Origin of the sequence: Amycolatopsis pittospori (assembly GCF_013870525.1) — a bacterium.
Taxonomy (GTDB): Bacteria; Actinomycetota; Actinomycetes; order Mycobacteriales; family Pseudonocardiaceae; genus Amycolatopsis; species Amycolatopsis pittospori.
Genome location: NZ_JACBXD010000001.1, coordinates 193,555 through 219,374, shown reverse-complemented (window position 1 = coordinate 219,374; position 25,820 = coordinate 193,555). Strand labels below are relative to the sequence as shown.

At 69.6% G+C, this 25,820-nt stretch carries 20 protein-coding genes; 10 read left to right on the top strand and 10 right to left on the bottom strand.

Features of this window, described 5'->3' with window-relative positions; genetic code table 11:
• The 3 genes from mscL to H5J31_RS01085 form a co-directional block, all read right to left on the bottom strand.
• Complete coding sequence (mscL, locus tag H5J31_RS01095; RefSeq protein ID WP_037317542.1) at nucleotides 1–405, bottom strand: large-conductance mechanosensitive channel protein MscL; 405 nt, start codon at nucleotides 403–405, stop codon at nucleotides 1–3.
• Nucleotides 406–497: 92 nt separating this feature from the next.
• Nucleotides 498–1,139 carry an SAF domain-containing protein gene (locus H5J31_RS01090; protein ID WP_181770492.1) on the bottom strand — a complete coding sequence of 214 codons (642 nt, stop codon included), beginning with the start codon at nucleotides 1,137–1,139 and terminating at the stop codon, nucleotides 498–500.
• A 118-nt stretch (nucleotides 1,140–1,257) separates the two neighbouring features.
• Nucleotides 1,258–1,575 (bottom strand): FmdB family zinc ribbon protein, encoded by a 318-nt coding sequence (locus H5J31_RS01085; RefSeq protein ID WP_181770491.1) that lies wholly within the window; start codon nucleotides 1,573–1,575, stop codon nucleotides 1,258–1,260.
• 346 nt (nucleotides 1,576–1,921) lie between these two features.
• Between H5J31_RS01085 and H5J31_RS01080 the strand changes: the two genes are divergently transcribed.
• Both H5J31_RS01080 and H5J31_RS01075 read left to right on the top strand, forming a co-directional pair.
• On the top strand, nucleotides 1,922–2,503 hold the full coding sequence (locus H5J31_RS01080; protein WP_236004436.1) for a class I SAM-dependent methyltransferase: 582 nt from the start codon (nucleotides 1,922–1,924) through the stop codon (nucleotides 2,501–2,503).
• Nucleotides 2,500–3,864, top strand: a complete 1,365-nt coding sequence (locus H5J31_RS01075) for a pyridoxal phosphate-dependent decarboxylase family protein (protein ID WP_181770490.1) — start codon at nucleotides 2,500–2,502, stop codon at nucleotides 3,862–3,864. Before H5J31_RS01080 ends, H5J31_RS01075 begins: the two co-directional genes overlap by 4 nt.
• Here the strand turns inward: H5J31_RS01075 and H5J31_RS01070 are convergent.
• The gene (locus H5J31_RS01070) at nucleotides 3,828–5,090 is read right to left on the bottom strand and encodes an FAD-binding protein (protein WP_181770489.1); all 1,263 of its coding nucleotides are present in this window, start codon (nucleotides 5,088–5,090) and stop codon (nucleotides 3,828–3,830) included. The genes H5J31_RS01075 and H5J31_RS01070 overlap by 37 nt on opposite strands.
• Nucleotides 5,091–5,280: 190 nt before the next feature.
• Between H5J31_RS01070 and H5J31_RS01065 the strand changes: the two genes are divergently transcribed.
• Nucleotides 5,281–6,294, top strand: a complete 1,014-nt coding sequence (locus H5J31_RS01065) for a methyltransferase (RefSeq protein WP_181770488.1) — start codon at nucleotides 5,281–5,283, stop codon at nucleotides 6,292–6,294.
• 63 nt (nucleotides 6,295–6,357) lie between these two features.
• Here the strand turns inward: H5J31_RS01065 and H5J31_RS01060 are convergent, their stop codons facing one another.
• Nucleotides 6,358–8,013: a (2,3-dihydroxybenzoyl)adenylate synthase gene (locus tag H5J31_RS01060; protein ID WP_181770487.1), complete on the bottom strand. Its 1,656-nt coding sequence runs from the start codon at nucleotides 8,011–8,013 to the stop codon at nucleotides 6,358–6,360.
• Between the two features lie 223 nt (nucleotides 8,014–8,236).
• Between H5J31_RS01060 and H5J31_RS01055 the strand changes: the two genes are divergently transcribed.
• The 4 genes from H5J31_RS01055 to H5J31_RS01040 all read left to right on the top strand — a co-directional run bounded on the left by H5J31_RS01055 (nucleotide 8,237) and on the right by H5J31_RS01040 (nucleotide 17,471).
• The gene (locus tag H5J31_RS01055; protein WP_181770486.1) at nucleotides 8,237–13,528 is read left to right on the top strand and encodes a type I polyketide synthase; all 5,292 of its coding nucleotides are present in this window, start codon (nucleotides 8,237–8,239) and stop codon (nucleotides 13,526–13,528) included.
• Between the two features lie 73 nt (nucleotides 13,529–13,601).
• Nucleotides 13,602–14,855, top strand: a complete 1,254-nt coding sequence (locus tag H5J31_RS01050; protein ID WP_181770485.1) for a cation:proton antiporter — start codon at nucleotides 13,602–13,604, stop codon at nucleotides 14,853–14,855.
• Nucleotides 14,856–14,959: 104 nt separating this feature from the next.
• Nucleotides 14,960–16,231, top strand: a complete 1,272-nt coding sequence (locus tag H5J31_RS01045) for a glycosyltransferase (RefSeq protein WP_181770484.1) — start codon at nucleotides 14,960–14,962, stop codon at nucleotides 16,229–16,231.
• Nucleotides 16,224–17,471: an MFS transporter gene (locus H5J31_RS01040; RefSeq protein WP_207897220.1), complete on the top strand. Its 1,248-nt coding sequence runs from the start codon at nucleotides 16,224–16,226 to the stop codon at nucleotides 17,469–17,471. The genes H5J31_RS01045 and H5J31_RS01040 overlap by 8 nt, the downstream gene beginning before the upstream one ends.
• Nucleotides 17,472–17,567: 96 nt before the next feature.
• Here H5J31_RS01040 and H5J31_RS01035 read toward each other — a convergent pair whose 3' ends face one another.
• Both H5J31_RS01035 and H5J31_RS01030 read right to left on the bottom strand, forming a co-directional pair.
• Complete coding sequence (locus H5J31_RS01035) at nucleotides 17,568–18,137, bottom strand: dihydrofolate reductase family protein (RefSeq protein WP_181770483.1); 570 nt, start codon at nucleotides 18,135–18,137, stop codon at nucleotides 17,568–17,570.
• Nucleotides 18,138–18,267: 130 nt separating this feature from the next.
• Nucleotides 18,268–18,831 carry a carboxymuconolactone decarboxylase family protein gene (locus tag H5J31_RS01030; protein ID WP_181770482.1) on the bottom strand — a complete coding sequence of 188 codons (564 nt, stop codon included), beginning with the start codon at nucleotides 18,829–18,831 and terminating at the stop codon, nucleotides 18,268–18,270.
• Nucleotides 18,832–18,999: 168 nt separating this feature from the next.
• Between H5J31_RS01030 and H5J31_RS01025 the strand changes: the two genes are divergently transcribed.
• Genes H5J31_RS01025 through H5J31_RS01015 form a run of 3 tightly spaced genes read left to right on the top strand, consistent with a single transcriptional unit; the run spans nucleotide 19,000 to nucleotide 22,491 of the window.
• On the top strand, nucleotides 19,000–19,962 hold the full coding sequence (locus H5J31_RS01025) for a PDR/VanB family oxidoreductase (protein WP_181770481.1): 963 nt from the start codon (nucleotides 19,000–19,002) through the stop codon (nucleotides 19,960–19,962).
• Nucleotides 19,963–19,979: 17 nt separating this feature from the next.
• Complete coding sequence (locus tag H5J31_RS01020) at nucleotides 19,980–21,197, top strand: cytochrome P450 (RefSeq protein WP_181770480.1); 1,218 nt, start codon at nucleotides 19,980–19,982, stop codon at nucleotides 21,195–21,197.
• Nucleotides 21,198–21,213: 16 nt separating this feature from the next.
• Complete coding sequence (locus H5J31_RS01015; RefSeq protein ID WP_181770479.1) at nucleotides 21,214–22,491, top strand: aminotransferase family protein; 1,278 nt, start codon at nucleotides 21,214–21,216, stop codon at nucleotides 22,489–22,491.
• Between the two features lie 203 nt (nucleotides 22,492–22,694).
• On the opposite strand, the gene H5J31_RS01010 is transcribed toward H5J31_RS01015, so the two are convergent.
• The 3 genes from H5J31_RS01010 to H5J31_RS01000 all read right to left on the bottom strand — a co-directional run bounded on the left by H5J31_RS01010 (nucleotide 22,695) and on the right by H5J31_RS01000 (nucleotide 25,815).
• Nucleotides 22,695–23,525, bottom strand: coding sequence for an alpha/beta hydrolase (locus H5J31_RS01010; RefSeq protein WP_181770478.1), 831 nt, complete (start codon nucleotides 23,523–23,525; stop codon nucleotides 22,695–22,697).
• Nucleotides 23,526–23,641: 116 nt separating this feature from the next.
• Nucleotides 23,642–24,427 (bottom strand): SDR family NAD(P)-dependent oxidoreductase, encoded by a 786-nt coding sequence (locus H5J31_RS01005; RefSeq protein WP_181770477.1) that lies wholly within the window; start codon nucleotides 24,425–24,427, stop codon nucleotides 23,642–23,644.
• Nucleotides 24,428–24,573: 146 nt separating this feature from the next.
• Nucleotides 24,574–25,815, bottom strand: coding sequence for a cytochrome P450 family protein (locus H5J31_RS01000; RefSeq protein WP_181770476.1), 1,242 nt, complete (start codon nucleotides 25,813–25,815; stop codon nucleotides 24,574–24,576).
• Between the last annotated feature and the right edge of the window lie 5 nt (nucleotides 25,816–25,820).

The following is a 25,820-nucleotide window of genomic DNA, read 5'->3' as shown; positions in this document are numbered from 1 at the left end:
TCAGCCCTGGCGGTTCTGCTGCGCGCGCAGCAGGTCGCGGATCTCGGTGAGCAGCTCGACGTCGGTCGGCTCCGTCGGGCCCGCCTCCTCGCCGCGCTTGCGCCGCTCCTGGATGTGCTTGACCGGCAGCACGATCACGAAGTAGACGACAGCGGCCACCAGCACGAAGTTGATCGCCGCGTTGATCACGCCGCCGAAGTCGAGGAACGTCGCGTCGTTCGCGCTGAGGATGTTGAACCCCAGCCCCTTCGCGGCGTCCGAGCCGCCGATGGTGTTGATCAGCGGCTTGATCAGGCCGTTCGTGAACGCCGTGACGATGGACGTGAACGCCGCGCCGATGACGACCGCGACCGCGAGATCGACGACGTTCCCGCGCATCAGGAAGTCCTTGAAACCCTTGAGCAAGACGCTCTCCTCTTCACCTGGGACGGTTCGCCGACCGTCCCTTGCCGTACCGGGGGGACGCAGGCGCCCGCCGCCGCAGGGGCAGGCGCGAGCTAGCGGAGGGTAACCGTTATGGAACGTTCGAGCGAGGTGGCGGCCACCCGTGTCGCGATCCCGGAGGGCAGGGAAAGCAGCACCAAAGGTCCCTTGCTCCCCGTTTCGAGGTTCCTGGCCTCGGCGTTCCCCGGCGCGCCGACGGCCGCCACGACGGCCATGCTGGCCAGCACAAACGCCTCTTGCCCCGCCTCCCCGCCGGCGACGACGTCGACCCGCTGACCCGGTCTCAGAAGTTCCGCGACGGCGGCGTCGGCCAGCCTCACCGGCACAGTTGAACTTTCGGGATCACCCGTTCCGGGGATGACGGCTCCCACCAGACGGACGTCGGTCACCGGCTCGCCCGCGCGGGCCGCCCCGACGAGTAACCGACCCTCGACCGACCCGGTCTGGGTGGCGGCGCCCTGTGGACGGACGTCGTCCGGGAGTTCGACGACCTTGAGGTCTCCGGCACGGAGCAGCGCCCCGGCCGGGAGGTCACGGGCGGAGACGACGGTGGGCGTGCCGGGCGCGCCGCGGGCGGAGGCGGGCAGGAACAACGCGACCAGGCCGCTGAGCAGCAGGGAGAGGGCAAGCCAGCGACGAAGCAGCCTCGCCGGCCTGCCGCGGAGTCTTCGCAGGTCGGGTAGATCGTGGAGCACGGGATTCCCCCTCGTCGATCGGTGGTGACGCCGTCGACGCTAGGGGCCTGTGCCGGACCCGGAAAGAACGAAAACCCCCGGCTGTGGATAACCGGGGGCCTGTGGACAACTCGGGACGTCAGGAAGCGGCGGCGGCCGTTTTCGTCGTACCCGTGGAGGAGGATGGCGCGCTCTTCGTCTCGGTCTTCGACTCGGACTTCGACTCCGACTTGGTCTCGGTCTTGGCCGGGGTCGACGCCGAGGTCGTGTTGGCCTTCGAGTCGCGCGAATCGTTGCGGTAGAAACCGCTGCCCTTGAAGACCACGCCGACCGAGCTGAAGACCTTGCGAAGCGGGCCCGAGCACTGCGGGCACACGGTCAAGCTCGCGTCGGAGAACGACTGCACGGCCTCGAAAGCGTGGTCGCATTCCTTGCAGGCGTACTGGTAGGTGGGCACTGCTGCTCCTTCGTGCATTGGCACTCAGCCGACAAGAGTGCTAACACAACACGGTACCGGCGCATTCCGGCGCTGGTCAAACAAGGTTTCCCAAGCTCACACCACAGCCTGGTCACAGTGTCTGTTCCGTCCGTGTTCCGCGCCGGACCGAGATCGGCTGTCGTCCAGGTTACGGGGCGGCCCGAGCCCGGCGATCTCCGAGACTGCGATCCGGAGGTCGTGAGTGGTAAGGACGGTTAGAACCGTCCTTACCACTCACGACCCGTTTCTCGGCGGAAGGTGGGTCACCATGCCGGACCAAGCGAACGATCCCTTCGGCGGCCGACAGCCGACCAGCCACGAGCGCATGACGGGTCTGCCCTGGGACGCGTCGTACCACGAAGGCCCCGCGCCCTGGGACTTCGGCGGTCCGCAGCCGGCGATCGTGCGGGCCGCGCCGAGGTTCACGGGAACAGTGCTCGACGTGGGGTGCGGGGTCGGCGAGAACGCGCTCCACCTGGCGGGGCTGGGGCTTGAGGTCCTGGGTGTCGACGTCGCCGAGACGGCGCTGAGGAGCGCGCGCGAGGAGGCCCGGCGGCGCGGCCTCGAAGTGGAGTTCGCGACGGCGGACGCACTCCGGCTGGCGGGGTTGAAGCGGCAGTTCGGCACGGTGCTCGACTGCGGGCTCTTCCATACCTTCGATGCCGACGAGCGCCTGGCGTACGCCGAAAGCCTCAAAGCGGTTACCAAGGGAACGCTGTACGTCCTTTGTTTCGGCGATGAAGGCGAGAATCCCGGCCCGCACCCGGTCAGCCGCGAAGACCTCACGACCGCGTTCCGAACGGGGTGGCGGATAACCGCTATCGAGAAGGAGCGCGTCAGGACTAGGTTCCACGACGAGAACGGCGCGCCGGCCTGGTTCGCGACGATCGAAAGAGAGTCACCGTGAGCGAGCTCCGAGACCTCCTGACCGACACCGTCGCCCGCGTGGCCGACTACCGCGAGCGCGTGGCCGGAAGTCCGGTCTTCCCGCGGGGAACGGACATCCGGGAAGCGCTCGGCGAGCTGCCCGAGAAACCCACGCCGCCGACGGACGTCATCGGCAAGCTGGCCGCTGCGGTCGAGCCCGCGCTGGTGGCGACCACGGGGCCGAGGTACTTCGGGTTCGTGACCGGCGGGGCGCTCGACGCGGCGACGGCCGCGGACGTCTTGGCGACCGGATGGGATCAGAACGCCTTCAACCAGGCCACCTCGCCGGCCGCGGCGATCGTCGAGGACGTCGCGGGCGGCTGGCTGAAGGACGTGCTCGGGCTGCCGTCCACCGCGTCGTTCGGGTTCGTGACCGGCGGGCAGGGCGCGAACACGGTCGGCCTGGCCGCCGCGCGGCATCACGTACTGGCGCGGGCCGGATGGGACGTCGAGCGCCGCGGGCTGCACGGGGCACCTCCGCTGACGGTGATCGCGAGCGAGGAGCGCCACGCGACGATCGACCGGTCTCTGCGCTTTCTCGGGTTGGGCACCGACTCCGTCGAAAAGGTACGTGCGAACGACCAAGGGGCGATCGACGTGGCCGCCCTCGAGAGCGCGCTCGACGGACCCGCAATCGTTTGCCTTCAGGCGGGCAACGTGAACAGTGGCGCGTTCGACGACTTCGGCGCCGCGATCCGGATCGCCCATGAGCACGACGCCTGGGTGCACGTCGACGGCGCGTTCGGGCTCTGGGCGGCGGCGAATCCGGCGACCCGGCAACTCACGAAGGGCGTCGAGGCGGCCGATTCGTGGGCGGCCGACGGGCACAAGTGGCTCAACGTTCCCTACGACAGCGGGTACGTCTTCTGCGCCCACCCCGAGTCCCACGCCGCCGCGATGTCCTTCACCGCCGCGTATCTGACCGGCCACGGCGATGGTGGTTCGAGGGCCCCGAGCGATTTCGTGCCGGAGTCCTCCCGGCGGGCGCGGGGGTTCGCGACGTGGGCGGCGCTCAGCGAGCTGGGACGCACGGGGGTCGCGGAGCTGATCGAGCGCTGCTGCGCGCTCGCCCGGCGCTTCGCGGAGCGGCTCACGGCGGCGGGCATCGCCGTCGTGAACGACGTCGTGCTGAACCAGGTCCTCGTCGGCTTCGGTGAAGACACGGACCGCGTCGTCGAGGCCGTTCAGAAGTCCGGCGAATGCTGGATGGGCGCGACCACCTGGCACGGACGACGTCTGATGCGCATCTCCGTCTCGGCGTGGAGCACGACCGAGGCGGACGTCGACCGCAGTGTCGCCGCGATTCAGGCGGCCTGGGCGTCCGTCGCGTCCAGGGGATAGGCGTAGCTCGCCCCGCCGAGACGACGCGCGGTCGCGTGCAGGGCGGCGTTGGCCTCCCGCATGCGTTGCAACGTCACGAGATCTCCGGGCGGCGCCGTCCGCTGGACGCCGAACAGCACGGTGTGCGGATCCCGCGCCTTCGGGACGTGCGGCGCGGTGATCCGCGCGGTCGGGAACAGATAGAGGAGCACGCTGCCGCCGACGCCGAGCATTTCGGGTGTCAACTCGGCCAGCGCGGAGGCAAGCACCTGCCCGGCCGAAGCTCCTGGCAGGAGGACGTTCGCTCGCGGATGCGGGTGGTACCACGAACCTGTCGACCGCAGCCGCGCTTCGATCGGCAGGATCCGGTCGACGAACTCGCGGTAGGTCGCCTCGACGATCTCGGCGGAATCGTGCCGAAGGTCGTCGATCGGCGGTGACTGCGCGGAAACCGCTTCCAGGACGAAACGCCAGCGGCCGTCGGCGTACTGCGCCTGGCCGTCGACGTGGTCGAAACGGAGCTCGTCCACCAGTCGCCGCTGGTCTTCCAAGTACGCGCCGAGATCGTGGTAGGTCAGGCGATGCCGCCGGACCTTCGAGGGCGCGCGGGTCAGCGCGACGGTGGCGCGCGTGATGATCCCGTGCCGCCCCTGCGTCCCGCGCACGGCGTCGAAGAGCGCCGGGTTGGTGGTGGGCGAGCAGGTCACCAGCTCACCGTCGGGGGTGACGACGTCGAGGTCGTGGACGTTGTCGGCCTGCGATCCGTACCGGTGGCTCGCGCCGCCGAAACCGCCGGTCGAGAGCAGGCCGCCGACGGAAAGCTCCAGGTAGTCGGGGAGGACCGGCGGGACGGTGCCGCTGCGGAGACTCGTGTCTACGACCGCGCGCCAGCGTGCGCCGGCGTCCACGCTGATCCGGTCCGGGCCGAACGGGCGGACCCCGCCCAGTGTCGACATGTCGATGGCGATTCCGCCGCTGACCAGCGCCTGGCCGTCGACCGAATGCCCGGCACCGCGGGGGACGACCGGGATTCCGTGCGCCCGGCCGAATCGGACGAGTGTCGCCACGTCGACCGCGGTGGCCGGGAAGGCGACGGCGAGCGGCCGCCGGTGGACGTGGCCGCCGAAGTCCCGCTCAGCGTCCGCGAGGTCACGTTCGCGGACGCTGAGCGTTCCGGCGAGTTCGGGCAGTGCCACGGCTCCGCGTCCGGGGATCGGCAGCCGGGGTTCGAAATCGTGGTGTGCCACGGGTTGCGACCTCCGGTCCGGGGAACGGCCCTCTCCTCGGTGAACGACGATAATCGCCGCGAACGGTGCCCGGCCTCTTCCCGATTGCGCGACCCGGTGTCCATAAAGGACATATCGGATCCGAGCAGTCGTGAATAAGCCCCCGCACGCCTTTCGCCCCTAGCCTGACCGGAGGGCGAAAGGAGCACAAATGTCGGTCGACGAAGCAGGGCGCGTCGGGCTGAGGGCGTTGGCGGATCTGGCGACACCGATGGCGGTACGGGTGGCGGCCACCTTGCGGGTCGCCGACCACATCGCCGACGGGGCACGCACCCCGGCCGAACTCGCCGCGGTCACCGGCACGCACGCGGGGGCGCTGGACCGCCTGCTGCTGCACCTGGTCACCGTCGGCCTGTTCACCAGGGACGACGGGGGCGCCTACGCGGTGACAGCCGTCGGGGAACAGCTCCGGGACGGCCATCCGCGCAGCAAACGGAAGTGGCTGGACATGAACGGCGCAATCGGCAAGGGCGACCTGAGTTTCGTCGACCTCGCGCACGCCGTGCGGACCGGTGAGGAGTCGTATTCGGTGCGCCACGGCGTCCCGTTCTGGGACGACCTCAGCGGGGACGCGGAACTTTCGGCGTCGTTCGACGCGCTGATGGGACACCACATCGCGCTGGACAACTCCGGCATCGTCGACGCCTACGACTGGGCGAGCCTCGGGCACGTGGTCGACGTCGCGGGTGGCAGCGGCGCGCTCCTGGAAGCCTTGCTGACCAAGCACTCCGGCTTGCGGGGCACGCTGGTGGACCTGCCGGGGCCGGCGGCGAACGCGCGTGAACGGTTCGCGGACAGCGGATTCGCCGACCGGGTCGACGTCGTACCGGGCAGCTTCTTCGATCCGCTGCCCGCCGGAGCCGACGCGTATGTGCTGTCGGCGATCATCCATGACTGGGACGACGAGCCGTCCGTCGAGATCCTGAAGCGGTGCGCGGAAGCGGCCGGGGACGACGGCGTCGTCCTGCTCGTCGAGGCGATCGGTTCCGACGGCGAGACCCCGAACACCGGGATGGACCTGCGCATGCTGATCTACAACGGCGGCAAGGAGCGCGGACTGTCCGAACTGTCGGAGCTGGCGCGGATGGCCGGGCTCAGGGTGCGCGGGACGCACAAGGTGGGGCAGAAGTCGTACATGTCCATTGTGGAATTGGTCAAGGCGTAGGCGAAGTTCCGTGAAGGCCTCCTTTACTACCTTCAGGGTAGGGAAGGAGGCCTTCACGGACTTTCAGGCGGCGTCGGCGGCCAGGCGAGAGGCGATGTCCGCGCGCAGGGCCTTCTTGTCGACCTTGCCGATGCCGGTGGCGGGCAGCTCGTCGACGACGACCAGGCGTTCCGGCAGCTTGAACCGGGCCGCGCCGGCGGCGAGCATCAGCGCGTGGACGTCCGGCAGGGACACGGGTTTCGTGGCCACCACGTAGAGACAGACGACCTCGCCGAGTTCCGCGTCCGGCATCGCGACCGCGGCCGCGTGCTCGACGCCGGGGACGTCCAGGGCGAACGTCTCGACCTCCTCGGCGTTGATCTTCTCGCCGCCGCGGTTGATGACGTCCTTCTCCCGCCCGGAAACCACCAGGTAACCCTCGGGCGTCACCCGCACGATGTCGCCGGTGTTGTACCAGCCGTCGACGAACGACCGCGCGTTCAGCTCCGGCGAGCGGTAGTAGCCGCGCGTCGTGTACGGTCCGCGGACCAGCAGGATTCCCGGCTCACCAGGGGGAACCGGCGAGCCCTCTTCGTCCACCAGGAGGATTTCGTCGTGCGGTGAGATCGGTCTGCCCTGAGTGTGCAGGATGAGCTCGTCGGGATCGTCGAGCCGGGTCAGGCACAGCAGTCCTTCCCCCATCCCGAAAACCTGCTGCAACGTACAACCGAGTTCGGGACGCACCCGCGCCGCCAGCGCGGGATCCAGCTTGGCCGCGCCGATCTGGATCATCTCCAAAGTGGACAGATCCAAGCCGGGTTCGGAGTCCAGGTACTCGATCCATCGGTGCAGGATCGCCGGCACCGCGGACGTCGCGGTGATCCGCTCCCGCTCGATCAGCGGCAACGCCTGTTGCGGTGCCGGGGAGGGCGCGATGACGACCCGGCCGCCGGACAGCAGCGCGCCGAGGATCCCCGGCCCGGTGTTGGCGAATCCGTGTCCCAGCGGCAGCACCACCAAATACGAGGTGTCCGGCCCGAACCCGCAGATCTCCGACGCCGTCTTGATCATGTAGCTCAAGTCGTTGCCACTGCGCGGGATCAGCTTCGGCAGCCCGGTCGTACCTCCCGAAAGCAGGAAGGTCGCGACGGCGTCGCCGTTCGGGGCGGCGGCGTCGAGCGCCTGCGAGACCTCGACGGGCTCGTCCGAAACGAACTGTGCGCGAAGGTCGATGTTGCCCGGGGCGACGTCTTCGCCGACCACGAAAACGAGCCCGTCAGGCAGTACCTCGCGAGCCAGGGCCTGGTGATCGAATCCCTTGTAGACGTCCGGGACGACGATCGCGGTCGCCTCCGCGTTCGCGAGGATGCCGCCGATCTCGTGCTCGCGGAACTGCGGCATCGTCCACACCGGAACCGCGCCGAGCCGCAGGCAGGCGACCGTGGTGACGACGAATTCCCAGCAGTTCGGCAGCTGCACGACGACCCGGTCGTCACCGCCGACCCCGAGCGCGCTCATCCGGATCGCCGCGCCGTCCGCCTTGGCCAGCAGTTCCCGGAACGTCAGCCGCACGTCGCCGTCGACCAGGCAGACCTCGTCCGGATACTTGCGCGCGGTCTCGGCCAGATGCGTTCCCAGCGACCGGCCTTCCCAATAGCCCTCGGCGAAATAGCGGTCCGCGTCGCGTCTCGGCCACGGCACGACCCCCGTCCCGGTCGACCGCCCCGCTGCTCCCGGCATGGCTTGCCCTCCTCCGATATCGGTCCCGTCCGGACACTAAGGACGTGACCCGCGCGCGGGCGTCTCGAACCTTGCGCTCGCACTCGTGGATCGCTCGAGGATTCCGCGCAAGCAGTCGAGGAGATGCCGGAGCGAGGCGCCAGGGCAGACGCTGTCCGTACAGCGAGGCGCCGGAACTTTGTGTTGTCTCCGCCTCAGGCGGGCTATTTCGAGGAGCGAGGACTTGAGCGAGTACAAAGCACCCGACGAAGCCATTGCGATCATCGGTATGAGTTGCAGGTTCGCTCCAGACCTCGACTCCCCGGAGAAGTTCTGGGAGTTCCTTGCCGATGGTAAGAGCACCGTCACCGACATGCCCGAAAAGCGCTGGAAGTCCTACGCGGCGAGCAGCCCGCAGGCGACCGCGATCCTGAGGGGGACCACGATCCGCGGTTCCTTCCTCGACGACATCGAGGGGTTCGACGCCGACTTCTTCGGCATTTCACCGCGTGAGGCGGACTTCCTCGACCCGCAGCAGCGGTTCATCCTCGAACTGGCCTGGGAAGCGCTGGCGGACGCGGGCGTTCCGCCGCTTTCACTGCGCAATTCCGACGCCGGTGTGTTCGTCGCCGCGAACTCGAACGACTACGGCCGCCGCCTGCTGGAGGACATTCCCCTCACCGGCGCGTACGCCGTCAACGGCACGACTTTCTACGGGATCGCGAACCGCGTTTCGTACTTCCTCGACGTGCGCGGCCCGAGTATGGCCGTCGACACCGCCTGCGCCGGTTCGCTGACCGCGCTGCACATCGCCGCGCAGAGCCTGCGCACCGGCGAGACGTCGATCGCGCTCGTCGGTGGCGTCAACATCATGGCCACCCCGGCGCTGAACGTCGCGCTGCAGGGGGCCGGCGCGATGTCGCCGGACGGCACCAGCAAGGCCTTCGACAAGAACGCCGACGGCTACGGCCGCGGTGAGGGTGCCGGCGTCATCGTGCTGAAGCTGCTTTCGGACGCGATCCGCGACGGTGACCCGATCCAGGCCGTCATCCGCGGCAGCGGCGTCTTCCAGGACGGCCGCTCCGAGGGCATGATGGCGCCGAACGCCGAGGCGCAGGCCCATATGCTGCGTGAGGTCTACGAGCGTGCGGGCGTCGATCCGTCCACTGTGGACTACGTCGAGGCGCACGGCACCGGCACCCCGACCGGCGACGGCGAAGAGGTCGAGGCGCTGGCCGCCGTCATCGGCGCCGTGCGGTCCGAGGAGAACCCCTGTCTGGTCGGTTCGGTGAAGCCGAACATCGGGCACGTCGAGGGCGGCTCCGGGATCACCGGCGTGATCAAGACCGTGCTGGCGCTGCGCAACGAGCAGATCCCGCCGAGCCTGCACACCGAGCCCAACGAGGCGATCTCGGACCCGAGCTCGGGGCTGAAGCTCGTCGGCGAGACCACCCCGTGGCCCGCCGGTGAGAACACCCGCCGCGCCGGTGTCTCCAGCTACGGCGTCGGCGGCACCATCGCCCACGTCGTCCTCGAAGAGGGCCCGGCGCGGCCGGAAAGCAAGTCGGGTAAGGGAACCAGTGACGGCACGCGGAAGGTCTTCCCGATCTCCGCGATGTCGGAGGCCGGTCTGCGCGCGCTCGCCGGTTCCGTCGCGGACTGGATCGACGCGAACCCGCAGGCGTCCCTTTCTTCGATCGGGTACACGCTTTCGCGGCGTCGTTCGCACCTTCCCCAGCGCGGCACGGTCATCGCCGCCTCCACCGAGCAGCTGGCCGAGCGACTCCGCGCGCTCGCCGTCGACGAGCCCGCGTCCGGCATCCTGCTGGCCCGCGCGGGACAGCAGACCGACGGCGCGGTGTGGGTCTTCTCCGGGCACGGCTCGCAGTGGTCCGGTATGGGCCGTCAGCTGCTCGCCGAGCACGCCGGATTCGCCGGCGTCATCGACGCGCTGGCCGGTGTCTACCGCGAGGAACTGGGCTGGACGCCGCGCGAGGCGATCCTCGACGGCGGCCCGTGGACCGCGGCGCACGTCCAGGCGCTGACCTTCGCCATGCAGGTCGGCCTGGCCGAGGTGTGGCGTAGCCGGGGCGTCAAGCCGAGCGCCATCATCGGGCACTCCGTCGGCGAGATCGCCGCCGCGGTGGCCGCCGGAACGCTCGACCTGCTCGAAGCCGCCCGGTTCGCCTGCCGCCGCGCGGCCGCGTTGCAGCGGCTGGAGGGCGACGGCGGGATGGTGCTCGCGAGCCTGTCCTTCGCCGAGGTGGAGGCCAAGCTCGGCGACCGCCCCGATCTCGTCGCCGCGATCTCCGCGAGCCCGACGTCGACCGTCATCTCCGGCGACAAGGGCGCGATCGCGGAACTCGTCACGCGGTGGCGTGAAGAGGAAATCGACATGCGCGTCGTCGACACGGACATCGCGTTCCACAGCACCCACGTGGACGCGGTGATCGAAGAGGTCGCGGCCGCCGCGCGTCAGCTCAACCCGCGGACGCCGACGGTCAGCCTCTACAGCACCGCGCTCACCGACCCGCGTTCCGACGCCGCGCGCGACGGGGACTACTGGGCGGGCAACCTGCGCAACCCGGTCCGCTTCGCCGAAGCGGTCGAGGCCGCCTTCGCCGACGGGCACCGCGTGTTCGTCGAGATCTCGTCGCACCCGGTCGTCTCGCACTCCATCATCGAGACCGCCGAGAGCCTCGGCATCGACGACCTGGCGGGCTGCGCCACGTTGCGCCGCAACACCGACGAGGTCGGCACGCTGCTGCACAACCTGGCCAAGCTGCACGTCCAGGGCGTCGAGATCGACTGGACGCGCGACTTCGCCGAGGGTGACCTGCTGGGCATCCCGGCGGCCGCGTGGCAGCACCGGCCGTACTGGATCTTCCCGGAGACCGGCGCCGACGCCGGCCTCGGCAGCGGGCACGACCCGGAGAGCCACAGTCTGCTGGGCGGCCGGATGACCGTGTCCGGCGCACCGTCGCGGCAGGTCTGGCAGACCCGGCTCGACATGGACAGCCGTCCGTACCCGCAGAGCCACGGCCTGGTCGGGGTCGAGGTCACCCCGGCGGCGTCGATCATCAACACCTTCGCGCTGGCCGCGGAGGAAGAGGTCGCGCCCGCGCTGACCGACATCGTGCTGCGCACCCCGCTCGCCGTGCAGCCCGCCCGTATCGTCCAGATCGTCAAGGAGGGCCGCTCGCTCGCGCTGGCCACCCGGATCGCGGACGAGACCAGCGCCGACAGCGACGAGTGGATCACGCACACCACCGCCACGATCGACACGGGCGCGAAGGCACCGGAGGGCCGGATCGAGTTCGCCACGATCCGCGACCGCCTGCCGTCCGGGTCGCTCACCAAGGCCGACGAGATGTTCGGCCGGATGGGTGTCGAGGGCTACGCGTTCCCGTGGGACATGAGCGAGCTGTACTACGACGACGTCGAGCAGCTCGCGCTGATGGACTGCGTCGCGCCGCCCGCGAAGCTGGCCACCAGCTGGGCGCACGTGATCGACGCGGCGCTGACGATCAGCGCGATGGTGGTCTCGCCCGGCCACGCCACCGTGCTGTGGATGTCGCGCGGCATCGAGAAGGTGGCCTGGAAGGGTGAGCCGCCCGCACGGATCATCGTGCACGCCACGCGTTCGCCGAAGTCGCCGGAAGACACCGTCGACGTGCTGGTCGCCAACGAGGACGGCGACATCATCAGCGAGGTCATCGGCCTGAAGTTCGCGGCGGTCGAGCACCTGGGCACCGCGGTCCTGCCGCGCGACCTGGTGCACGAGGTCTCCTGGCACGAGCTGCCCGAGCCCACGCTGGCTTCGGATCTCGACCAGATCGTCGTGGTCGGCCCGCCCGCCACCACCGGCACGCTGGTGGAGCAGTTCACCGCGGCGGGCGTCACCGCCACCGCGGTCGAGGTGGCCATCGACGGCGAACCGCTCGACCTCACCGCCGAACTGTTCGCGAACCCGGGCGCGGTTGTGGTCGCGCCTTCGCGGGCGGTGGAAGGCGAGCGGCTGGAGGACGCGACCGAACGAGCCACGTGGTCGCTCATCCGCACCTCGCAGCGGATCGCGGAACTGCAGGCGACATCGAAGGGCAAGGTCGCCACCCAGCGGATCTGGGCCATCACCAGCGGCGTCCGTCAGGGCACCGACGAGCGTTCGGTCGCACACGGCCCGCTGTGGGGCGTCGGCCGCATCATCGCCGGCGAGCACCCCGAACTGTGGGGCGGCACCATCGACGTCGAGCACTGCACGGCGTCGGACCTCGGTGCGCGGCTGATCGACGTCTTCCGCGGACCGGCCGGTGACGAGGACGTCATCTCGCTGACCGGCGAGGGCGCGGAAGTGGCCCGGTTGAGCCAGATCACCCGCAGCGCCGACGGTTCCCCGCTGCACTGCTCGCCTTCGGGCACGGTGCTGATCACCGGTGGCCTCGGCGGGCTGGGTCTGGAGGTCGCCCGCTGGCTGGTCGACCGCGGCGCCCGCCGCCTGCTGCTGGCCGGCCGCCGTGGCCTGCCGCCGCGCGCGGAATGGGCTTCGGTGACCGACCCGGACGTGCGGCACCAGATCGACAGCGTCCTCGGGCTCGAAGCGCTGGGTGTCACGGTCGGCGTGCTGGCGCTGGACATCACCGACGAGGACGCGGTCGCGTCGGCGCTCGCGCCGGGCGCGCTGGGCCTTCCGCCGGTGACGGGTGTCATCCACGCGGCCGGTGTGGTCAACGACGCGCTGGTGGACAAGGTCGACCAGGACGGGCTGCGCGACGTGTTCGCGCCGAAGGTCGGGGGTGCGCTGGTGCTGCACCGGCTCTTCCCGGCGGGCTCGCTCGACTTCTTCGTCCTGTTCTCCTCGTGCGGCCAGTTCGCCCGCCTTTCCGGGCAGGCGAGCTACGCGGCGGCCAACTCGTTCCTCGACGCGCTGGCCACGCACCGCAATTCGGGCGGCACGAGCGACACCATCAGCCTCGGCTGGACCGCCTGGCGCGGTGTCGGTCTGTCGCAGGACATCGCGACGACCATGCTCGAAGCGAACTCCCGTGGCCTGGAGGCCGTCTCCGCTTCGGAGGCGTTCCGGGCGTGGGCGTTCGGTGACCGGTTCGCCTCGGACTACCAGGCGGTGCTGCGGGTCCTGCCGACCCCGCCGCACCAGCGGAAGCTCCCGATGTTCCGCGAGCTCACGGTGGTCGACGAGAACGCGGAGGCCAACGCGGGCAACGGGTTCACCGTCGACTTCGCGAACCTGTCCGAATCCGACACTCGCGAGAAGGTCACCGGCGACGTCCGCGAGCAGGTGGCGGCGGAGCTGAACCTGGAGGCCGGTGACATCGAGCTCAAGCGGCCGCTGGTCGAACTCGGTGTCGACTCGGTGATGACGGTGGCGCTGCGGGTGCGGTTGCAGCGGCGCTACGGGCTGGACCTCCCGCCGACCATCCTGTGGGCCAAGCCCACCGTGGCCGCGGTGTCCGAGCACATCCACGACAGCCTCGCCGAACTGGCCGAGAGCGGCGAAAACCAGGCCGACGTGGCCTGATCCTCAGCAGAAGGGCGTGGGTGGCCTCCCCGGCCGCCCGCGCCCTTCGGCGCATCTTGGGAGAGGTGGCTCCATGGCCGTCGAACCGATCACCCGGTTCCTGCTCGCCGTCGGCGCGATCCTGCTGGTCAGCCATTTCTGCGGGGAGGTCCTGCGAAGAATCGGGCAGCCGCCGGTGCTCGGCGAGATCGTCGGCGGTCTCCTGCTGGGGCCTTCGGTGCTGGGCCTGATCTGGCCGGCGGGCGGCGCCTGGCTGTTCTCGCCGGAAGTACTGTCCAGTTTGGACAAAGCCGCGCAGCTCGGACTCGTCGTGTTCATGTTCCTGCTCGGCTGCGAACTGCGGACCGATCGGATCGAGCGGAAGTCGTTGGTGGGCGCGGTGGTCCTCGGTGGGATGGGGCTGCCGTTCGTCGCCGGGATCGGCGTCGCGTTCGCGGCCGCGTCCGTGCTGGCGGGAGCGGGGGCGCCGAAGGCGGGCTTCATACTGTTCTTCGCGCTCGCGCTGGCCATCACCGCCATGCCCGTGCTGGCGAGGATCCTCGTCGACCTCAAGATCGACCGTACCGGCCTCGGCGCGCTTTCCCTGACCAGCGCGGCGATCGGGGACGGCGTCGCCTGGCTCACCCTCACCCTGATCCTGGTGGGCACCGGCGCCCACGGCGGCGGAGACCCCGTCACGACGGCGATCCTGGCCGTGGTGCTGGTCGTGGTCACGCAGGTGGTCGTCCGGCGGGTGCTGAGCAGGCTGGTCACCCGGATCGAGTCCGACAAGGTGATGACCGTCGTGCTGCTCGTCGGCGCGATCGGCTTCGCCGTGCTGACCCAGATGCTCGGCCTGCACGCGCTGCTGGGCGCGTTCCTGTTCGGCACCGCCGTGCCGCGGGACTGCCCGGTGGTGGAACGGATCAGCGAGCAATTGCGGGGCTTCACCCTCGTCGTGCTGTTGCCGCTGTTCTTCGCACTGGTCGGCTTGAGCACGTCGATCGGCCTGCTGGGCTCGGATCTTTCGCATTGGCTGCTGTTCCTCGGGGTGCTGGTGGTCGCCCAGCTGACCAAGTTCCTCGGTGCCGGCGGCGCGGCCAGACTCGCGGGATTGCCCGCCGGACAGGCGATCCAGCTCGGCACACTGATGAACTGCCGCGGTGTCACGGAACTCGTCGTCGCCACGATCGGGCTGAAATACGGTCTCGTGAACCAATTGGGGTTCACCATTCTCGTTCTCGTCGCCGTGGTGACCACGGCGGTCACCGGTCCGTTGATGCGTTTTCTCATGCGTCGGGAAAAGCCCGTCGAGAAGCCGGAAATCTTCGAGATCGTCGGCAATTAAGAAGACGTTCCGCCCGGCGACGGACTGTCACGCTCGGTATCCGAGTAAGCGAGAAATCGAGGGACGGAGGAGCAGTGCAACCGCATCCCTGTGACTGCAGCCCGATGTGCGTGTTGAGGGCGACCAATCCGATGCAGATCCGGCCGACCCGCACGGGTGGCAAGACGTTCGCTTCGGCATCGGCTTATTGGAAGGCCGAGCCGGGCAGCGCGGATCTCGCGGGGCGGATCGTCCGGTACGTCGTGCTGGCCAACGACCCCGCGGTGCCGGACGTCGCCGCCGACTACTGGATGCACAGCGAACGCTACTACCGTGCCGTGGTCGATCCGCTCGAAGCCGTGATCGGACACGATCTCGCGTACCGGCGCCTCGTTTCGCAGCCGACGGACACGTTCGCCGAGCGCCGGCTCGAAGAGCGTGTCGTCGCGCTGCTCGACGAAAACCCCAGTCTGGCCGAGAAACTGGGGAACGAGGCCGACGCCGCGGACGACAACGTCTACATCAACTACTTCCGTGGACGGCTCTACGAACCGGAAGCCGAGACCGCCGGACTCGACCGGCTGATCGACCTCGCCGGAGGCGTGCGTTCGCGGCCGTCCGGAACCGGTGACGAGATCCTCGTCGTCGTCCCACTGTCCGATCGGGACGGAGCGGGCCGGATCCGGAACCTCACGGCCTGCCTGCTCGCGTTGCGCGATCAGACGTTCCCCTCGGACCGGTACCGGGTGACCGTCGTCGAGTTCGACGAGAAGCCGCGCTGGAAGCACGTCGTCGAGCCGCTGGCCGACCACTACGTGCACATCCAAGGCGAAGGCCTGTTCAACAAGTCCTGGACGCTGAACGTGGGCGTGCGGGAAACCCTTGGTGCCGCGCGAACCCTGTGCCTGCTCGACGCGGACATCCTGGTGGACCGGGAATTCCTGGAGCGCAACCACGCCCGGTTCGCCGACCAGCGGCACGACGCGCATCTGCCGCACACCGAAATGCTGTCCCTGGACGCGCCGTCGAGCGACTGGCTGATCGAACGACGCTGCGGTGAGAACACGCCGGAGGCGCCGCTGGCCGGAGCGCGCGGGTTGCTGCTGCGTGACGTCCCGGGTGCCTGTCTGTGGACACGGCCGGAGATCTTCACCCGCATCGGCGGCTTCGACGAGCGCTACAAGGGCTGGGGCGGCGAGGACGAGGACATGCTCTACCGCATCTCCGCGGCCGGGGACGTCACGCAGTACGACGACGTCTTCCTGCACCTGGCGCACCGGCGGCCGCCGATGCGCAACGCCGAGGGGAAGCCCTTCAACGCGCACGTGGAGGTGGGCAGCTGGACGGGCGAGTCCGGCTTCGGCGACGCCTCGGGCGTGGCGAGCGGCGATGAGTAGCGGGCTGGAAATCCACCCGGTGAAGGACGTGCGCCGCCAGCGGATCGCGATCTCCGGCATCTTCCTGATGGTCGGGATCATGCTCGGCACCTGGTTCGCGCGGGTGCCGCAGTTGCGAATCGAACTCGGGCTCAACTTCGCCGAACTCGGGATGGTGCTGCTCGCGCAGACCGTCGGCGTCCTGCTGGCCATGCAGCTGGCGGGACATCTGTCGAACCATCTCGACAGCCGGGCGGTCATCCGCGTCACCTCCGTCGTCCTGCCGTGGTTCCTGCCGCTGATGGCGGTGATGCCCGGTGCGATCACCGCCGGACTCGGCATGCTGACGTGGGGCGTCATCGCGGGTCTGCTCGACGTCTCCATGAACGCACAGGGCGTCGAGGTCGAGAAGCGGGCGCGGAGACCGGTGCTCAACAGCCTGCACGCGGTGTGGGGTATCGGCGCGCTGCTCGGTTCCGGTGGGACGGTGCTGGCGGTGCGCGCGGAGTGGTCGCTGCTCTCGCACTTCTGGCTCGTTTCGGTGGTCCTCGTCGTCATCGCGGCGGTGAGCGGCCGCTGGCTGCTGACGGAATCCCGCACCGCTTCGTCGTCGAAAACAGAGAAGGCGCCGAAGGTCGGTTTCTTCTCCGGTTGGACCCGTGCCGTGATCGTGCTCGGCAGTCTCGGCGCGGCGGTCGCACTCTGCGAAGGCGCGGTTTCCAGCTGGGGCGGCGTCTTCCTGAGCGAGCAACGCGGCGCCGCGGCGAACATCGCGTCGCTGGGCTACTTCGCGTTCATCGTGGCGCAGACCGGGACCCGGCTCGTCGGAGACCGGCTGCACCGGCGATTCGGTGCCGTGACGCTGGTGCGCTGGAGTATGGCGATGACCGCCGCCGGCGTACTGCTCGCCGTCATGGTGCACAGCGTGTGGTTCGGGCTCGCCGGGCTCGCGATGGCGGGAATCGGGCTCGCCGTGGCGATCCCGATCATCTCCAGCGCGGTCGGGCACGGCACGAAGTCCAACACCAGCCTCGCGATCGCGCGGTACAGCACGCTGCACAACGCCGGCGTACTGGCCGGTCCGGCGATCTTCGGCTGGCTGGCGCAGACGTTCGGGATCAGCACCGCGCTGACGCTCCTGCTGGTGCCGTTGGGCTTGATCGTGGTCTTCGCTTCCGCCACCGCTCCCGCTTCGGTGCGCTCCCTGGCGGCCTCGGAGCCCTCGGAGCCCTCGCCGGAGCCGGTTCCTCGCGCCGCGTAGCCCTGCCGGCGGACCGCGCTGGGCCGGGGTGGTCGTGAGTGGCGATTCGGGTTCTAACCCGAATCGCCACTCACGACCAACTGGACCGGCGCGTTCTCAGTCGTGCAGGGTCGGGCGGTAGATGAGTTCCAGGGTGCCGCCGTCCAGCGTCCGGTTTTCGAGCAGGTCGAGGTCGAAGTCGGCCGCGTCCTGGAAGATCGGGCGCAGTCCCGTCCGGCCGGTGAGCACCGGGAACAGCGTCACCTGGACGCGGTCGACGAGGCCGGCCGCCATCAGCGCACGGTTCAGCGTCAGGCTGCCGTGCGAGCGCAGCGGCACGTCGGACTCTTCCTTGAGCCGGGCGATGGCGTCGACGGCGTCGCCGCTCACGATGGTCGTGTCCGGCCAGTCCAGCGGCTCCCGCAGGGTGTTCGACACGACCGTCGCCGGGAGGCTCTTCATACGTCCGACCCAGGGATCGAACGGCCCGGCGTACGACGTCAGCATCTCGACGTTGTCCCGGTACGTGGTCGCCCCGAAGACCATCCGCTGCTTCTCGGCGAACAGCGAGAGGCGTCGTTCGAGCAGCTCAGGGCCCTGTTTGCCCCAGTAGCCGCCCCAGTCGCCCTTGTGGGAGCCGAAGCCGTCGAGGCTGCAGAAGATGTCGAAGGTGTAGGTGGCGGTCATGGCGCGCTCCTCGGGTTCGTATCGGGTCCTCACCCTGACCACGAACGCGCCCGGCGCGATCCGACGACTCCCGCGAAAAAAGAAAGCAGGGATACGACGGCGTCGTCGTATCCCTGCCCGGTGAACGAGGTCAGGCGGCCTGGGCCTGAGCGGCGCCCGAGATCGCGGCGTACCCGCCGGCGACCAGGGCCTGGGCGGCACCGGCGTACCACTCGGGCTGGTCGGGGGCGTCGGTGGCGAGCCCGTCGACGTAGCGGTTGAACAGCGAGAACAGCGAGGAGATCAGCACGGTGTCGTGGATGTCGCCCTCGGAGGCGCCCGCGGCCTTGGCGTTGTCGACCAGGGCGGTGGTCACCGAGTGGCCGCTCTCGCGGGCGGCGAGGGCGATCTTCAGCAGCGCGCGCAGCTTGTCCGAGATCGGCGCGGTGTCGATGTCCTGCTTGGCCGAGTCGACGGTGGCGGCGCCGCCTTCGATCTGCGCGGCGGAGAACGCGCCGTGCGCCTCGGCGCAGAAGTAGCAGTCGTTCTCCTTGGACACGACGGCGCCGATCAGCTCACGCTCGCCGGTGGTCAGCGAGCTCGGGCCGCGCAGCAGGGTCTCGACCAGTTCGCCGAGCGGTTTCGCGGTCTCAGGGCGGAAAGCGAACAGGCCGATGATTCCGGGCTTGGTGGGATCCACCGTGATATGCGACATGCGTCCTCCAGGGATCGACGTAGACACCCGATGGTCTGCCCCGCGCACCCCCGGAAACAATATTCCCGATTGCTCAGCGCCCGCGGAGGACCGAGCATTCAGGGAGACGTACACCTTCGCCCGCCGTGGAACCGTGGAGAACACGAACCGAGCGGAGGGCGGGTCACGATGCAGGACGCCGGAGCGGCGCAGGTGCAGACGACGTTGCGCGTCGCGGCCAAGGACGTCGTCGCCGAGGGGGTCGTCTCCCTGGTCCTCAAGGCCGCCGACGGCGCGCGCCTGCCCGATTGGACACCCGGTTCGCATATCGACCTGGTGTTGCCCGGCGGGCTGACCCGGCAGTACTCCCTGTGCGGGGATCGCTGGAACGCCCACGAATACCGCGTCGGAGTCTTGCGCGAGCCCGAAGGCCGCGGTGGATCCGCCTATGTGCACGAACAGCTCAAAGCCGGTGACACCGTCGGAGTCAGCCGTCCCCGCAACAACTTCCCTTTGGTGCCCTCGAAGAACTACCTCTTCATCGCGGGCGGGATCGGGATCACTCCGTTGCTGCCCATGATCCACCAGGCGGAACTCACCGGTGCGGACTGGAACCTGCTCTACGGCGGCCGGACGAAGAACTCGATGGCGTTCCTCGACGAACTCACCGGGTACGGCGAAAAAGTCCGCATCGTGCCCGAGGACGAAGAGGGACGGCCGGATCTGAAGGCCGCGCTGGGCGAAGTCCGTGACGGCCTGCGCGTCTACTGCTGCGGCCCGCCCGGCCTCCTCGACGCGGTCGAAAACGTCTGCGCCCCTTGGCCCGCGTCGACCCTGTGGACCGAACGGTTCTCGGCGCCGGAGCAGGGCGCCCCGGTGCGCGACGAGCCGTTCGACATCGTGCTGGCCCGCCGGGGCGCGACGGTCACGGTCACCCAGGACATGACCGTCATCGACGCGATGCGCACGGTCGGCGTCGATCTTCTTTCGTCCTGTATGGAGGGTGTCTGCGGTACCTGCGAGACCACGGTCCTCGACGGCGTCGTCGACCACCGCGACGCGCTGCTCACCGCCGAGGACCGCGCGGCCGGGGACTGCATGTTCCCGTGCGTCTCACGTTCGTGCACCGACCGGCTCGTACTGGACCTGTAGCACCGGAGGCCGTGATCATGACCGCCAGCAGGCTGTCGCCGCCCGTCATCGACATCGACCCGTTCGGCACCGAGGTGCTGACGGATCCGTACCCGCTCGAGCACGCGCTGCTCGACGCCGGGCCGCTCTCGTACCTGAGCGCGCACGACATCTACGCCGTCGCCCAGTACGACTCGGTGTACGCCGCTTTGCGCAACTGGCAAGGCTTCCAGTCCGGCGCGGGGGTCGGCCTGTCGAACTTCCGGACCGAAAAGCCCTGGCGTCAGCTGAGCATCGTCGTCGAGGCCGATCCGCCGCACCACGACGCACCACGACGGGTACTCGCGAATCTGCTCGGACCTCGGGCGCAGCGCAGGCTCCGCGCCGAGTGGATGGCGAAGGCGCACAAGATGATCGGCAAGGTCCTCGACGCCCCTCCGGGCAGCACGGTCGAGTTCGACGCCGTGACGGCGATCGCGGAGAAGTTCCCGCCGCGCGCCGTCGGCGACGCGCTCGGGCTGCCCGAAGAGGGACGCGAGAACCTGCTGCCCTTCAGTGACTTCCTGCTCAACGCGTTCGGCCCGCGCAACGAACTCGTCGCGGCCGGCGCGCCCCACGCGAAGTTCCTGACGACGTGGGTCATGGAGCACTGCCAGCGCGACAAACTCACCGAAGACGGCCTCGGCGGGCAGATCTGGGCGGCCGCAGACCGTGGCGAGATCACCCACGAGCAGGCGCCGGGCGTCGTGCGGTCGCTGTTCGCGGCCGGGTTCAACACCACCGTGCACGCGCTCGCCGCGGTCATGCACGCGCTCGTCACACATCCCGAGCAGTGGCGACGCCTCCGCGCCGAGCCGTCGCTGGCGCGGATCGCGTTCGACGAGGCCGTGCGCTGGGCGTCGCCGGTGCAGACGTTCTTCCGTACCGCGGTGGGCGACGTCGGAGTCGGCGACCACATCGTGCCGGACGGCGCGAAGGTGCTGATGTTCCTGGGCGCGGCCAACCGGGATCCCCGGCGTTGGACCGATCCGGAGAAGTTCGACCTGTCCCGCGACCCGTCCGGGCACGTGGGTTTCGGGTTCGGGCTGCACCAATGCGTCGGGCAGAACCTGGCGAGGCTCGAAGCCGAATGCCTCATCACCGCGCTCGCGGAACGCGTGGAGACGCTGGAACTGGCCGCTCCCGGGGAGCGACGCCTCAACAACACCCTGCGGGCCTGGCATTCCATCCCGGTGCGCGCCCGGCTCGCCCACTAGTGAAAGGCAGCGCGGAATGACCGAAGCAGTGACCGAGGGGCAGGCCGAACTGCTCGCCGTCGACGCCGAGTACCTGTGGCACCCCTGGTCGCCGAGCCGGGTCAGTCCGGACACGCTGGTCGCGGTGTCCGGCAAGGGCTGCGAGGTCACCGACGCCGACGGCCGCACCTACCTCGACGCGAAGTCCTCCGGCTTCAACGCGACGCTGGGCTACGCCTGCCAGCCCGTTGTGGACGCGATCTCCGCGCAGGTGGCGAAGCTGATGACCTACGACATGGGCGAGGGCGCCAACATCCCGGCGATCCGCCTGGCGCAACGGATCGGCGAACTCGCCGGCCCGGCGCTGACCCGGACCTTCTTCTGCAACAGCGGTTCCGAGGCGATGGAGGCCGCGATCCGGATCGCGCGTTTCTATCAGGCCGTCCTCGGCTCGCCCGACCGCGGGCTGATCGTCTCGCTGCACAACGGCTACCACGGCGCCACCATGGCCGGCGCCGCGACCGCCGGGGCGCCGTCACCGATCGCCGACGAACTGACGCCCAACGGCTTCGTCTCCATCCCCGGCCCGGAAGAGGGAATCGGCGCGCTGCGGGACTTCCTCGACGGCTACGGCGAGCGCACCGCGGCCGTCCTCGTCGAGCCCGTGCAGTCGCGTGGCGCCTACGTCATGCCGGAGGACTATCTGCGTGGCGTCCGGGAACTCTGCGACGAGCACGGGATCCTGCTCGTCCTCGACGAGGTGACGACCGGCTTCGGCCGTACCGGGTTGATGTTCGGGTACCAGCACGCCGGCGTGCAGCCGGACATCCTGGCCACCAGCAAGGGTTTGGCGGCCGGGTACATCTCGCTCGGCGCGGTCACCACCACCCAGCACGTCTTCGAAGTCTTCGACAGCAACAAGAAGATGGCCGGGTTCGTCCACGGGCACACCCATTCCGGGCATGCCACCGCGTGCGCCGCCGGGCTCGCGGTCATCGACCACATCGAAAAGGAACAGATCCTCGCGAACGTCCAGGCCCGCGGCGACCAGCTGCTGGCCGCGCTGGAACCGGTGGGGGAGCTGGACCGCGTGACCGAGATCCGCGGCCGCGGTCTGATGATCGCCGTCGAGATGGACCGGTCCCGGCGGGCCGCGCACGTCCGGAAACTGATGCGGGACAACGGTGTCCTGGTCCGGCGCACCGGCAAGAACGTGGTGCTCGCGCCGCCGCTGATCCTCAGCGCGGAAGAGGCGGACCGGATCTCGCGTGAGCTGCTGGCGGCCGCCGAAATCGCCGCCACCGTCAACTACTGAGTCCCTCTCGGTGCCCGGTCCCAGGCCGGGCGATGCGAAAGCCACTTTCGCAACCTTCAACGTTGCGAAAGTGGCTTTCGCAACATCGTCTTCGCGCTGGGACGAGCCGGGCCGGGAGTGCCCCGAGGGGTGGCGCTCCCGGCCCTTCCGCGCCCGGACCAGACCTGGAGCAGACCCGGGTCAAACCCGGATCAGAGCCCGGATCAGACCCGCGCGAGCGGCACCCGCGCGTCCGCCGTCGTGACGATGTCGCCCAGCAGTTTGGCGAAGCCTTCCGGGTCCCAGATGAACCCGCCGTGGTCACCGGGGAATTCGACCACCGGGACGCCGAGTTCGTCGGCCAGCGCCGAGCAGGTCCGCCGTGTGAGCAGGCCGCCGGAGTCGGCGCCGAGGCCGACGACGACCCGGAACGGCCCGTCGCGCAGCGCGTCGAGGTCCGGGCTGTAGCGCGTGGTCTCGCGAAGCTCGTGGACGAAGAAGCGTCGCCCGTCCTCCTGGTCCTGCTCGGGCGAGTCGCTCGGCGGCGGGCCGGCCTCGTCCTCCTCGTAGCCGGACGTGCCCAGGAACATCCGCCAGGCGGCTTCGAGGCCGTCGGTCTCGAAGGCCTTCACGATCTCGTCGACCTCGGCGTGCCGTTCCGCCGAGTCGGGCAGCAGGTTCAGCGTCGGCGGCTCGTGCGCGACGACGGTCCTGATCCGGCCGGGGTGCCGCGCGGCCAGCGCGAGCGTGGTCATCGCGCCGCCGCTGGAGCCGAACACGTCGGCCGTCTCGGCGCCCAGCGCGTCCAGGATCGCGATGACGTCCTCGGCGCGCATCTCCGGGGTCGAATCCTGGTTCGGGTCGTCCAGCTTGCTCCCCGAGATACCCCGGGGGTCGTGGGTCACCACGGTGAACCGGTCGGCCAGCGCGTCGGCCAGCGGCGCGAAGGCGTCCGCGGCCATCGGTGAGCCCATGGCCAGCAGCAGCGGTCCGTCGCCGCGGACTTCGTAGCGCAGCCGGCCGCCGGGGACGTTGATCTCGTTCGTGCTGGTCATCTCGATCGTCCTTCCTTGATCTTCCCGCCTGTCGGGTGGCGTCAAGGGTTGGACTCCCGGCCGGGCGCGAACTCATCGCTCGCGCCCGGCGATTTCGGACATTCACCCGATAGTGGTCAGCCCGCGGTGAAGATCTTGCCCATGATCCGGCGCGAAACGGCCCGCGGCGAGAACGCCAGGAACGCCGTGAGCAGGCGCGCGATGGTTCCGGGCACGGTGATCGTGCGGCCGGCGTCCCAGGCCTTCAGGCCGCCGCGGACGACCTCTTCCGCGGTGGTGAAGCCGGGTGTCTTCTCGACCGTGTCGCCCAGTCCGGCGACGTCGCCGAACTCGGTCGAGGTCGCCCCGGGGCACAGCGCCATGGCCCGGACGCCGGTGCCGTCGAGTTCGGCCGACAGCGACTCGGTGAAGGACAGCAGGAAGGCCTTGGTGGCGCCGTAGACGGCCATGTTCGGGGTCGCGAAGAAGCCCAGGTTCGACGCCACGACGATGATGCCGCCCGAGCCGCGCGCGACCATCTTGGGGACGGCCTGCGCGACGAGGTTCACGTTCGCCGTCACGTTGAGCTGGATCATGCCGAGCGCGTCGTCCGGGTCGGACTCGTGGAAACGGCCACGTGAGCCGCGGCCGGCGTTGCAGACGATGAGGTCGGCGCCGCCGAGTTCTTCGGCTCGCCCGAGGATCGCCTCGGCCGCGCCGTCGGAGGTGACGTCGCGGACTTCGGGGACGATGAAGCCGTCGGAACCCTTCGCCAGTTCGGCGAGCCGGTCGGCGCGGCGGGCGACGGCCAGCACGCGGTAGCCGCGGGCCCGCAGCACGCGCGTGAACTCCGCGCCGATGCCCGACGACGCTCCGGTGACCACGGCCAGGGGTGCGTCGTGCGGGGAGAGTGATTCGGTCATGTTGGACTCCAAGGTAGGGACGCCACCGCGAGAGAACTCAAAATTACGTCGCGGCGACGGCCCCGGGCTTCCTCCCGACTGCCCGGAAAAGCCTGAAGACCTGCTGGAACACCAGCAGGTCTTCAGGGTGAATGTCCGAAGTGGACTTAGACGGTCGCGGCGATCACCGGCTCGCCCAGCGTCACCGGGACCTCCTTGTGGCCGTTCATGATGAACGTCCCCTGGCCCTCGAGCTCGTCGACGCCGACAGCCAGCTTCAGGTCCGGGTAGCGGGCGAACAGCGCCGGAAGCGCGATCCGCAGCTCCAGCCGCGCCAGCGGCGCGCCGAGGCAGAAGTGCGTACCGTGCCCGAACGACAGGTGGGTCTTGTCGGCGCGGGCGGCGTCGAACTCGCCCGCGGTCTCACCGTGGATCTCTGGGTCGCGGCCGATGCCGGTGAAGCCCATCAGGACCGGGTCGCCCTTGCGGATGGTGACCCCGGCGACCTCGACGTCCTCGAGCGCGTACCGCAGCGGCAGCTGCGCGACCGGGGCGTTGACCCGCAGCGCCTCCTCGATGACGTCGTCCCAGGAGACCTGGCCGCTGTCGAGGAGTTCCTTCTGCTCGGGCTGGCTCAGCAGCGCGACGACGGCGGCGCTGAGGGCGTTCATCAGGGTCTCGGAACCCGCACCCAGCATGAGGTGCAGGGTGCCGACCATCTCCTCGTCGGTGAGCCTGCTGCCGTCCTCCTCGCGCGCGGCGAGCAGGAGGCTGGTCAGGTCGTCGCCGGGGTGTTCACGTTTGAACTCGGCGAGTTCGGTCAGTTCCTGGTGCCACAGCTCGACGTTCGCCTCGGCCTCGTCACCGGTGGTGGTCGTGGTGACGTTGACGCCGGCGCCGCGCAGCGCGGACGCGCGGGCCGACTCGGGGACGCCGAACATGTCGCAGATGACCCGCGCGGGCAGCGGGGTGGCGAACCGGCCCTTGAGGTCGATGACCTCGTCGGGGCCGGCGGAGGAGAGGCCGTCGAGCAGGTCGTCGACGATCTTCTGGATCAGCGGGCGGGTCAGTTCGACCTGCTTCGGGGTGAAACCGCGGGAAACCAGCTTGCGCAGCCGCATGTGGTCTTCGCCGTCGTTGGTGGTCATGTTGTCCATCAGGAGCCAGCCGACCAGCGGCCAGTTCGAGGGGATCTCACCGTTGGTGTAGGCGGGCCACTTCTGCGGGTCCTTGGCGAACCGGTTGTCGGACAGGACCTGGCGAGCCGCCTGGTACCCGGTCACCGACCAGCCGATCACCCCACCGGGCAGTTCGACCTGGGCGACCGGCCCCTGCGCGCGGAGGTTGGCGTGCTCCGCGTGAATATCGGTTCCCGCGATGTCCAGGGTGTAAGGGCAGCGGCTTTCCATCGGAT

Excerpts from the sequence above, each read along its gene's own strand:
- H5J31_RS01080 (WP_236004436.1), top strand. The coding sequence starts at position 1,922 with ATGACGGGTCTGCCCTGGGACGCGTCGTACCACGAAGGCCCCGCGCCC.
- H5J31_RS01065 (WP_181770488.1), top strand. The coding sequence starts at position 5,281 with ATGTCGGTCGACGAAGCAGGGCGCGTCGGGCTGAGGGCGTTGGCGGAT.
- H5J31_RS01060 (WP_181770487.1), bottom strand. The coding sequence starts at position 8,013 with ATGCCGGGAGCAGCGGGGCGGTCGACCGGGACGGGGGTCGTGCCGTGG.
- H5J31_RS01050 (WP_181770485.1), top strand. The coding sequence starts at position 13,602 with ATGGCCGTCGAACCGATCACCCGGTTCCTGCTCGCCGTCGGCGCGATC.
- H5J31_RS01045 (WP_181770484.1), top strand. The coding sequence starts at position 14,960 with ATGTGCGTGTTGAGGGCGACCAATCCGATGCAGATCCGGCCGACCCGC.
- H5J31_RS01040 (WP_207897220.1), top strand. The coding sequence starts at position 16,224 with ATGAGTAGCGGGCTGGAAATCCACCCGGTGAAGGACGTGCGCCGCCAG.
- H5J31_RS01035 (WP_181770483.1), bottom strand. The coding sequence starts at position 18,137 with ATGACCGCCACCTACACCTTCGACATCTTCTGCAGCCTCGACGGCTTC.
- H5J31_RS01030 (WP_181770482.1), bottom strand. The coding sequence starts at position 18,831 with ATGTCGCATATCACGGTGGATCCCACCAAGCCCGGAATCATCGGCCTG.
- H5J31_RS01025 (WP_181770481.1), top strand. The coding sequence starts at position 19,000 with ATGCAGGACGCCGGAGCGGCGCAGGTGCAGACGACGTTGCGCGTCGCG.
- H5J31_RS01020 (WP_181770480.1), top strand. The coding sequence starts at position 19,980 with ATGACCGCCAGCAGGCTGTCGCCGCCCGTCATCGACATCGACCCGTTC.
- H5J31_RS01015 (WP_181770479.1), top strand. The coding sequence starts at position 21,214 with ATGACCGAAGCAGTGACCGAGGGGCAGGCCGAACTGCTCGCCGTCGAC.
- H5J31_RS01010 (WP_181770478.1), bottom strand. The coding sequence starts at position 23,525 with ATGACCAGCACGAACGAGATCAACGTCCCCGGCGGCCGGCTGCGCTAC.
- H5J31_RS01005 (WP_181770477.1), bottom strand. The coding sequence starts at position 24,427 with ATGACCGAATCACTCTCCCCGCACGACGCACCCCTGGCCGTGGTCACC.
- H5J31_RS01000 (WP_181770476.1), bottom strand. The coding sequence starts at position 25,815 with ATGGAAAGCCGCTGCCCTTACACCCTGGACATCGCGGGAACCGATATT.